Genomic DNA, 8094 nt, shown 5'->3' on the forward strand with positions numbered 1-8094 from the left:
GTTCGGGGCCGGGGGCGTTGAGATAGGCGTACGCGCCGAACGCGCCGCCGCCGATGAGGAGCACCGACAGGGCGACGATCACGCCGATGAGCACGGCGTTGTTGTTCCGGCCGCCCGGCGGAGGGGAACCGTAGGGCGGCGCACCCGCCTGGTTGCCGTAGCCGTACTGTCCAGGCCCCTGGCCGTACTGCTGGCCGGCGCCCTGGCCGTACTGTCCCGGGTTCTGGCCGTAAGGCTGGCCCTGGCCGTACTGATCCGCGCCCTGACCGTGCTGTCCCGGGCCCTGACCGTACGGGCCCGCGCCCTGGTCGTAAGGCGTGGGCCCCTGGGCGGGCGGTTGCCCGTAGCCGGGCGGTGGGGCGCCTTGACCCGGGTGCGGCCCGGGACCCTGCTGGCCGGGTTGACCGTACTGCTGATGGCCAGGAGGCTGAGGGGGGCCGTATCCGGGCGGCGGGGTGCCCTGGCCCGATGGCGGCCCGTGCCCCTGTTGCCCCTGTTGCCCCCAGGGCCCATGGGGCTGGGGTTGCTGCGGGTGTGCCATCAGTCCATTGTGGGGCAACCCAGCCTCACATGCTGCAATCACCCCATATTCCCTCTAACGATGACGTCGATCGTCCGGCGGGAGCCGTGATGGCCACGTGGTCCGCGCCGTGCCGGCAGCCTGTAGGTTCCGGCGGTAAATGACCGGAATCTCACAACCCGACCTTTGGATCCCCTCGGCCCATGCGCGCAGCCATCCCTTGGGTCAATCAGATCGCAAGACGCCCATCAGAGCCTTCTGAGGGGACCGTCGCCTTTAGGAGATGGGGGAGCGGTAGGGTCGCCAGGGCCCGAGCGTGCAGTGGCAGAACCTCAGACATTGTCGCCACCTCCGGACGGACTGAGCTTGTGCTTTCGGGCATCGATCACGCCGAGACGAACGGCTCCGTCAGGTGCGGCGTCGCCAGGTGCAGCGTGGTGGCGGTTTCGCGGCCGAGCATGCGCTCCCTTGAGTGCCTGGCCGCCTCAGGGTCGATCTCGTGCGAATAGGCGAGCTCGGGGTGGAGCAGCTGGAGCGCGTGCACCAGGAGGTCGCCGGTGACGAGCGCCAGCTCGCGCCCGTCGGCGACCAGCACGCTCTGGTGCCCGGGCGTGTGACCTGGCGTGGCGACCGCGCGCCCGGCGCGCAGCGGCGTGTCCCCGTCGAGGAGCCGGAGCCGACCGGCCGCCTCGAGCGGGTCGGTGAGGGTGTTCCGAAGCTGCGGGTTGAGCGCGTCGAGGGCGTCGAACTCGGCCCGCTGGAGCAGGTATTCGGCATTCGGGAAATAAGGGCGACGGCCGCTGGTCGCGCTGCCGGGCGAAGCGTTGCCGTCCACCGAGCCGCCCGCTGATGGGACGGCCGCCTCGGTCACGACTGCCCACCCGACGTGGTCGGTGTGCAGATGCGTGAGCACCACGGTGTCGACCTCGGCCGGGTCGATGCCCGCGGCGGCGAGCGACTCGGGGAGCCTACCGGGCACGGGCGCCCACGAGCGGGCCGGGCCGTCCGCCGGACCGATCCCGGCGTCCACGATGGTGAGGCCCTTGTCGCCGCGGATGGCGTACGCGCGGAATTGGAGCCGCCAGCGGCCCTCGGCGTCGGCCGCGCCCGGGTCGTAGCGGTCGGCCTCAGCCCACTGAGCGGCCGTGGCCTCGGGGAAGGCCTCGGCGCGCGCGGAGAAGAACGGGCCCTCGCCGTCGGCGAGGGCGAGGATCTCGGTCGAGCCGATCCGGAGGCGGGGAACGCTGAGGGTCATGGCCGCGATGCTGCCATGCCTTGCACGCGGGTGATGACTCGCCCCATGCCGTGATGATCCCGGTGTTGGTGAGATGATCTCTCAGATGACCAGCGGGGCAGTGCCGGGGTCGTTGCTGCCTGTTGCGGTGTCGGGCAGGCCGTCGGTGTGTCGGAGGCGGCTGATCCGTCAGTAGGCGCGTGCACGGCAGGAGGGTTCAGCTGCCCCTTCCTTCCAGGGCGGCATGCGGTCACATGTGAGGCCACCGCCGGGGAAACGCCGAAGCCGCGTCAAGGAAGCGCGCCTCGGCCGGGTATCATCGCTTACCGTAAGCAGACATGTGCTTTACGTGAGCGTGAAGGAGTGTGGACCCCTGAAAGAGAGCCCATCAGCGGCCATGCCGCCAGAGCCGGTCGACGCGGGAGCGCCGAGACCGAGTCACGATCTCAGGGTGCCGGCGGAGGTGGTCGCCACGGCCGAGCAGGGGCTCGCCGGCGGAGGCCGCCCCAACAAGCGTGTGCTCATCATCGGAGCGGGGATGGCCGGGCTGGTCGCCGCCTACGAGCTGATGCGCCAGGGGCACGAGCCCGTCGTCCTGGAGGCGCAGCAGCGGGTGGGCGGGCGCGTGCTCACCCTGCGAGGCTTCGCCCCCGGCCTGTACGCCGAGGCGGGCGCGATGCGGATCCCCCGCGTGCACGACCTCACGCTCGCCTACTGCGCGAAGTTCGGCCTGGCCCTGCGCCCGTTCGTCATGGGCAACCCCAGCGCCCTGGCCTACCTCCAGGGCGTCAGGACCACGATGGGGGAGCTGAACGCCGACCCCGGGCTCGTCGACTTCGACCTGGCCGAGCACGAACGCGGCCGCACCTACGAGGATCTGTGGCGCACCGCCACGCAGGAGGTCCACGACCTGTACGCGCAGGAGGGCGAGGACGCGCTCGACCGCATCTGCGCCGAGTACGACCGCTACTCCATCCGCAGCTTCCTGCGTGAGCGCGGGTTCTCCGAGGGGGCCATCGAGCTCTACGGCGTGATGAGCTTCAGGGAATCCAACCTCAACGCGGCGATCATCGAGCAGTTCCGCGAGATCATCGGGCGGGCGTTCGAGGACATGCAGGAGATCGAGGGCGGCGCCGACCGCTTGCCGACCGCCTTCTACCAGGAGCTCAAGGCCCACATCAGGTTCGGCCACGAGGTCACCGCCATCGAGCAGGACGACCACGCGGTCACCCTGCACGTCAGGACGGGCTCGGGCCGGACGACGCTCACCGGTGACCACGCCATCTGCACGATCCCGTTCTCGGTGTTGCGCGACATCGAGACCAGGCCCGCCTTCTCCCGCCGCAAGCAGCGCGCGATCCGCGAGCTCAACTACAACGCCTCCACCAAGATCCTCTTCCAGGTGCGGCGGGCGTTCTGGGAGCAGACCGACGGCATCGTCGGCGGCACCACGGTCACCGACCTGCCGATCCGGCGCATCTGCTATCCCTCGCACCCGGCTCCCGGCGAGGACCGCTCGGTCCTGCTGGCCAGCTACACCTGGGGCCAGGACGCGCTGCGGTGGGGCGCGATGCCGCCGCAGAAGCGGATCGACCAGGCCGTGGAGGACGTCGCCAAGATCCACCCGGAGATCCACGACCACTTCGAGTTCGGGGTCACGCACGCCTGGTACAACGACCCCTACGCGGCCGGCGCCTTCGCCCTGTTCGAGCCGCACCAGCAGAGCAGCCTGCATGACGCGATCATCGCGCCGGAGGGCCGCGTGCACTTCGCCGGCGAGCACTGCTCGTTGTGGCACGCGTGGATCGAGGGCGCCCTGGAGTCGGGGCTGAGCGCGGCCCGCGCCGTGCACGAGGCGAGCTGAGCGCCACACGTCAGCGGCGCGCCCGCTCGGCGTAGCGGCTGAGGTGGGCCGCCGCCGCGCTCAGGTCCGCGGCGGCGGCAGCGCAGGCGGCGAGGTGGGCGTTGACCGCCTCGCGCAACCATCGTGGCGCGATGCCGTCGGCCTCCAACCTCGCCTCGATCGTCTGCAGGCGTTCGGCGCAGTCGGCGAGCGCGCGGGCGTCGGACTGCAGGACCTCGGCGTGGGCGGCGATCACCGTGGGATCGGCTGGCATGGCTCCTCGGAACGGGTCAGTGGGTTGGCACGGGTACGGCGGCGTCCTGAAGCGTCTGGCGGGTGCCGGCCGACAGGCACAGCAGCGGCCGGGCACCGTCGAGGCCCAGCTCGCGAAGCCGGTGGGCCAGCGGGTGCGCCGACCCCGGCTGAACGGTCAGGCGAAGCCGGGGGAGGGGGTGCAGGCGGCCGCGCCCGCGGGTGCGGACACAGGAGCGCAGCGTCTTGCCCGCCGCTCCCCGCGCGTAGCCGACCAGGTCGAGGGCGTTCACGGGGAGCCCGGGGCCGAGCAGGCCGTGCAGGGCAAGCAGCCGGTCGCCGGGGCCACCGACGGTGACGCGGACGCTCCTGGCGGTGAGCCCGAACTCCAGCGGCGCCAAGTACGTTCCGGCGCCCCACAACCGCGCCCCCATGGCGTGGACGGCGGCGGTGTCGACCACGGAGCCCGCCATGAAGCCGCCCGAGGATCGCCGGTCGGCCCTCCGCAGCAGGTCCGCACCCCGGAGCGGTCCGAGGCGGGGCGACCAGGAACGCCAAGGGCCCGCTACGACGAGCCCGACGTGGAGCTCGCGGTAGCCGCCCACGCTGGTGCGCCGGTTCCAGGAGGCGTGCACGGTGACGAGTGCGCGGCCCGCGACCCCGACGGCCCCGCCGAGGCCGGTCCCGTGCAGCAGGCGTGCGACCGCGGCGGCGTCCGCGGCGAAGTACGCCGTCAGAGCGCTGCCGTCCTCGCACCTGATCGGCAGCTCGACCGGCCCGTCAGGGCCGTCCACCGCGTAGGTGGGCACGATGAGGAAGGGGAAGCCGCCGGGGCGCGGCGCGTGGTCGAACAGCCGGTACGCCTGCGAGCGCACGACCGGCCCCCGGTACGGCGCGAGCCGCGCGTCCATCAGCTCACGGGCCTCGGGCAGGTCCTCGGCGAGGTTGGCGATGTAGCGGTCGATGCCGTGGCAGAGCGGGAACAGGTGCGTGGCGTCGGAGTAGTCCACCACGTACCAGCCGGGGTGCAGGTCGAAGCAGGCTCCCGCGCCCTGCCCGTCGAGGGTGGGGACGATGTCGTGCTGGTTGGTGACGCTGGCGATCCAGGTGCGGGGGTCGGCGGGCCGTTTGAAGTCGACGGGCGCGCCGACGGCGACGACATGGGTGACGGTGTGACGGGTGCAGAACCCGGCGTCCTGGGCCAGGTTCATGATGGCGGCGCCGCCCGCGCTGTGACCGATGAGGGCCACCTCGGCGCCCTGCGGCAGGCCGTAGTCGCGTACGGCCGCGGCCAGCGCGCGGCTGTACGGGTTGCTGTCGAGCACGGTGCTGCTGAAGGCTCCGAGCAGGTCCTGGGGGGAGTCGTGGTCGAGGTGTCCGGCCCGCATGCCGGGCGCCTGGACCACGTGGCGCACGACCCCGTCGGGGCCTTCGACGCTCTGGATGAGCACCCGGCCCGTCGTGCCGAGCACGCTGATGTTGCGCAGGAAGCCGAGCAGCGACGCCTCGGAGCCGAGCCGTGCGGTCTCGGCCGCGGTCAGGCTGGTCCTGCGCGCGGCGCCCGCCCCCGTGTCGAGCGCGGCGACGGCACGGTTGCTGATGCCGGTGATCGGGTCGGCGGTGGCGTGGCCACCGCCGGTCGCGATCAGCCAGGCGGTGCGGTCGTTCAGCGGGTTCTCGTCCAGGAGTGCCCGCAGGGCGAGGACCTCGCCGAAGACCGGGGCGATCTGGCTGAGCGCGCGTACCACGCCGCGGTCCTTGAGCAGGGCGCGCAGCGCGCGTACGGCCTCCAGGTCGCGGTCGGCCGCGGCCGCCTCGACGAGCCGGACGATGAGCGGGTCGCGCGCCAGCTCGGGGTGCTCGGTGGCGACGGCGGCGATGCGCAGCCGCAGCGAGGTGGCCAGCACGCGGACGGCCAGGCTCTCCTGGCCCGCCAGGGTGCCCAGCCGCGCCGCCAGGGTGCCCAGCCGGCCACCGGCGGGCGCGTACCCGAGTGCTCCGCCGTCGGTGAGGGCGTGCAGGAGCGTGCGGTGGGCCAGGAGGCCCGCCGCGGGGGCGTGGGGCAGGGCCGTGAGCAGGGCGCCGTCGGTCAGCGCGGCCGTGGCGTGCGCTCCGGCCAGCCTGATGGTGGTGGCGACGTCGACGAGCTCGCGGGCCGCCTCCCGCAGCGGGCTTCCAATCCGTGGCCCGTTCGGCGGTTCGTTCCGCGGTTCGTTCTCCGGTCCGGTCATCGGGCCGGCCGCCGGGTCATGCTGACGAAACGGGGGCGCGGGTCCTCGGGGACGTTGCGGTGCAGCACGTCCGACAACGTTCTCGTGGTCGCGATGATCCGCAGGCCCTCAGGGGAGAAGGTCGCGGCCTTGAACACCCTCGGGGCCAGCAGGGGATTGGTCAGCGCCTGGGAGAAGGCGTCGATGGCGATGATCTTCGTGAGCAGTGGCGGCAGGATGGCGTCGGGCGAGCCGGGCTCCTCGGCGAAGAGGCCGACGTACAGGTCGAGGTCGTCGACGCCGTGGTAGAGGTCGCGCAGCGCGCCGCTGACCCGCGCGTCGCCGGAGACCTGCTCGAACCGGCGCACCCGGGGAAAGCGGCAGTGCTGCCGGTAGTTGTTGTACGGTGCCAGGCCGAGCATCCGCGAGTCGGCGATGCTGGCCACGTCGACCTCCCTCAGGAGGGGGTCGGTGTTGAACAGGCCGATGCGCCCGGCGCGCTGGCGGGAGGCGTCCTCGAAGAGCCGGCCGAGGCCGGGCTCGGGGATCAGCGCGGCGCCGGCCAGGGTCTGCGCCATCGGCAGGTCACGACCGCCCACCGACAGCCGGGACGGGATCAGGCTGTGCCAGCGGTAGACGAGGTTGAACTCCACCGAGGCCCAGTTCTCGCGGTGCCAGGGTGCGCGGGCCAGCATCGCCGTCAGCCGCGGATCGAGGGTGAACCGGAAGTGGTAGGGGGTGATGTGGTTGATGTACTCCTCGACCACGAGCTTGATCAGCAGCACGATGAGGATGTTGCGCGCCGTCTGGAACAGGCGCTCGTCGTCCCAGCGCGGATGGCGTCCGGCGAGCAGCCGCGCCACCCTGTTGTGCTCGCGCAGGAACAGCACCGTGAGCATGGTGAACCCGATCTGGATGTTGCCCCGGTCGCTTCCTGTCGCGAACAGGGTGTCGCGCTGCGCGTCGGTGAGCTCGCCGAAGCGGATCACGCTCAGCGGGGCGAACTCCGGCTTGGTCTTGCCGTTCTCGCACAGATGGGGAGGGAACTCCCCGCCGTTGATGGTCTGGCTCTTGAGCAGGCCCCCGTCGAAGGTGCGCAGCGCCGCCGTGGCCGTCTCGTCCAGGCCGTAGAGCTGGTTCAGGTCGATGTGGTGGTTGGAGGTGTTCTTACGGGGATCGCGCGGGACGTTGGTGTCGCCGCGCAGGAAGCCGTCGGTGAACCACTGGGCGAAGTAGGCGAACAGAACCGAGGAGCGCGGACAGGGGATCATGGTGTCGCCACGGGCGAACAGGTCGGCGGCGCGCTCTGGGGCAGGCCGGTTCGCCTCGGGCAGGGGGAGCGGGGGCAGGTGCCTGCCACTGTAGGTGCGGTCGGTCAGCGAGGGCCACGAGGTGTAGCCGGCCATCGTGCTGAGCGGCTCGGGCCGAGGCGGCATCTCCCGGATCGCGCTGTCGATCAGTGCGGCGTTGACCCGCCGCCGTAGCGCAGGGACGGCGTGTACGACGTCCCAGAGGGGCCTGCCGCCGGTCAACGCCAGGAACCTGAGCCGGTTGGCGACCCCGTCGGTGGCGGCACTGCGCGCTCTGCTCGTGGACATCGTCACCCTTCCTGGCCCTCGGAGCCGAACGCGAGAACGAACCGGTCGGGGAAGATGCCGCCCGATCTGACGAGGGCCCCTTCCGGCGGCGGGACAGGGCGTACGCCGGGGCGCAGCAGCAGGCGGCGTACGACCTCGCAGACGACCGCGGCGGCGGGGTGCACGCCCAGGCAGGAGTGGTGACCGTGGCCGAAGAACAGCTGGTGGTGGCGCGGCCGGTCGAGGCGGAACTCGCCGGGCTCCGGCACCACGTCCGCGTCGAACATGGCCGAGGCCGGCGCGGCGAGCACGAGCGTGCCCGCGGGGATCACCGTGCTGCGCGGGGTGCCGGCGGCCAGGACGTGGTCGCGCTCGCACCTGCGGGGGAGCAGCTTGAAGAACGGGTTGAAGCGCAGCGCCTCCCACACGTAGGGGTCGAAGCGGGCAGAGTCGGCGGC

Annotated in this window: 7 protein-coding genes; 1 reads left to right on the forward strand and 6 read right to left on the reverse strand. The window is 72.2% G+C overall.

Annotation, left to right across the window (positions count from 1 at the left end):
* Together E1294_RS49735 and E1294_RS49740 are read right to left on the reverse strand one after the other, a co-directional pair.
* Positions 1–541: hypothetical protein (locus E1294_RS49735; RefSeq protein WP_220448403.1), on the reverse strand; the 541-nt coding region annotated here is incomplete at its 3' end.
* A 364-nt stretch (positions 542–905) separates the two neighbouring features.
* On the reverse strand, positions 906–1775 hold the full coding sequence (locus E1294_RS49740) for an MBL fold metallo-hydrolase (RefSeq protein ID WP_132519633.1): 870 nt from the start codon (positions 1773–1775) through the stop codon (positions 906–908).
* 430 nt (positions 1776–2205) lie between these two features.
* Between E1294_RS49740 and E1294_RS49745 the strand changes: the two genes are divergently transcribed.
* A complete protein-coding gene (locus E1294_RS49745) occupies positions 2206–3618 on the forward strand; it encodes a flavin monoamine oxidase family protein (RefSeq protein WP_246083842.1) in 1413 nt (470 codons plus the stop codon).
* A gap of 10 nt (positions 3619–3628) precedes the next feature.
* Here E1294_RS49745 and E1294_RS49750 read toward each other — a convergent pair whose 3' ends face one another.
* The 4 genes from E1294_RS49750 to E1294_RS49765 all read right to left on the reverse strand — a co-directional run.
* Positions 3629–3871 carry a hypothetical protein gene (locus tag E1294_RS49750; RefSeq protein WP_132519639.1) on the reverse strand — a complete coding sequence of 81 codons (243 nt, stop codon included), beginning with the start codon at positions 3869–3871 and terminating at the stop codon, positions 3629–3631.
* A gap of 16 nt (positions 3872–3887) precedes the next feature.
* Positions 3888–6080, reverse strand: coding sequence for a hypothetical protein (locus tag E1294_RS49755; protein ID WP_132519642.1), 2193 nt, complete (start codon positions 6078–6080; stop codon positions 3888–3890).
* Positions 6077–7657 (reverse strand): peroxidase family protein, encoded by a 1581-nt coding sequence (locus E1294_RS49760; protein WP_132519645.1) that lies wholly within the window; start codon positions 7655–7657, stop codon positions 6077–6079. Before E1294_RS49760 ends, E1294_RS49755 begins: the two co-directional genes overlap by 4 nt.
* Before the next feature lie 2 nt (positions 7658–7659).
* Positions 7660–8094 (reverse strand): cytochrome P450 (locus tag E1294_RS49765; RefSeq protein WP_132519648.1); only part of this gene is annotated, 435 nt, incomplete at its 5' end.

The organism is Nonomuraea diastatica, from assembly GCF_004349015.1.
GTDB lineage: Bacteria > Actinomycetota > Actinomycetes > Streptosporangiales > Streptosporangiaceae > Nonomuraea > Nonomuraea diastatica.

Excerpts from the sequence above, each read along its gene's own strand:
- E1294_RS49750 (WP_132519639.1), bottom strand. The coding sequence starts at position 3,871 with ATGCCAGCCGATCCCACGGTGATCGCCGCCCACGCCGAGGTCCTGCAG.
- E1294_RS49740 (WP_132519633.1), bottom strand. The coding sequence starts at position 1,775 with ATGACCCTCAGCGTTCCCCGCCTCCGGATCGGCTCGACCGAGATCCTC.
- E1294_RS49755 (WP_132519642.1), bottom strand. The coding sequence starts at position 6,080 with ATGACCGGACCGGAGAACGAACCGCGGAACGAACCGCCGAACGGGCCA.
- E1294_RS49760 (WP_132519645.1), bottom strand. The coding sequence starts at position 7,657 with ATGTCCACGAGCAGAGCGCGCAGTGCCGCCACCGACGGGGTCGCCAAC.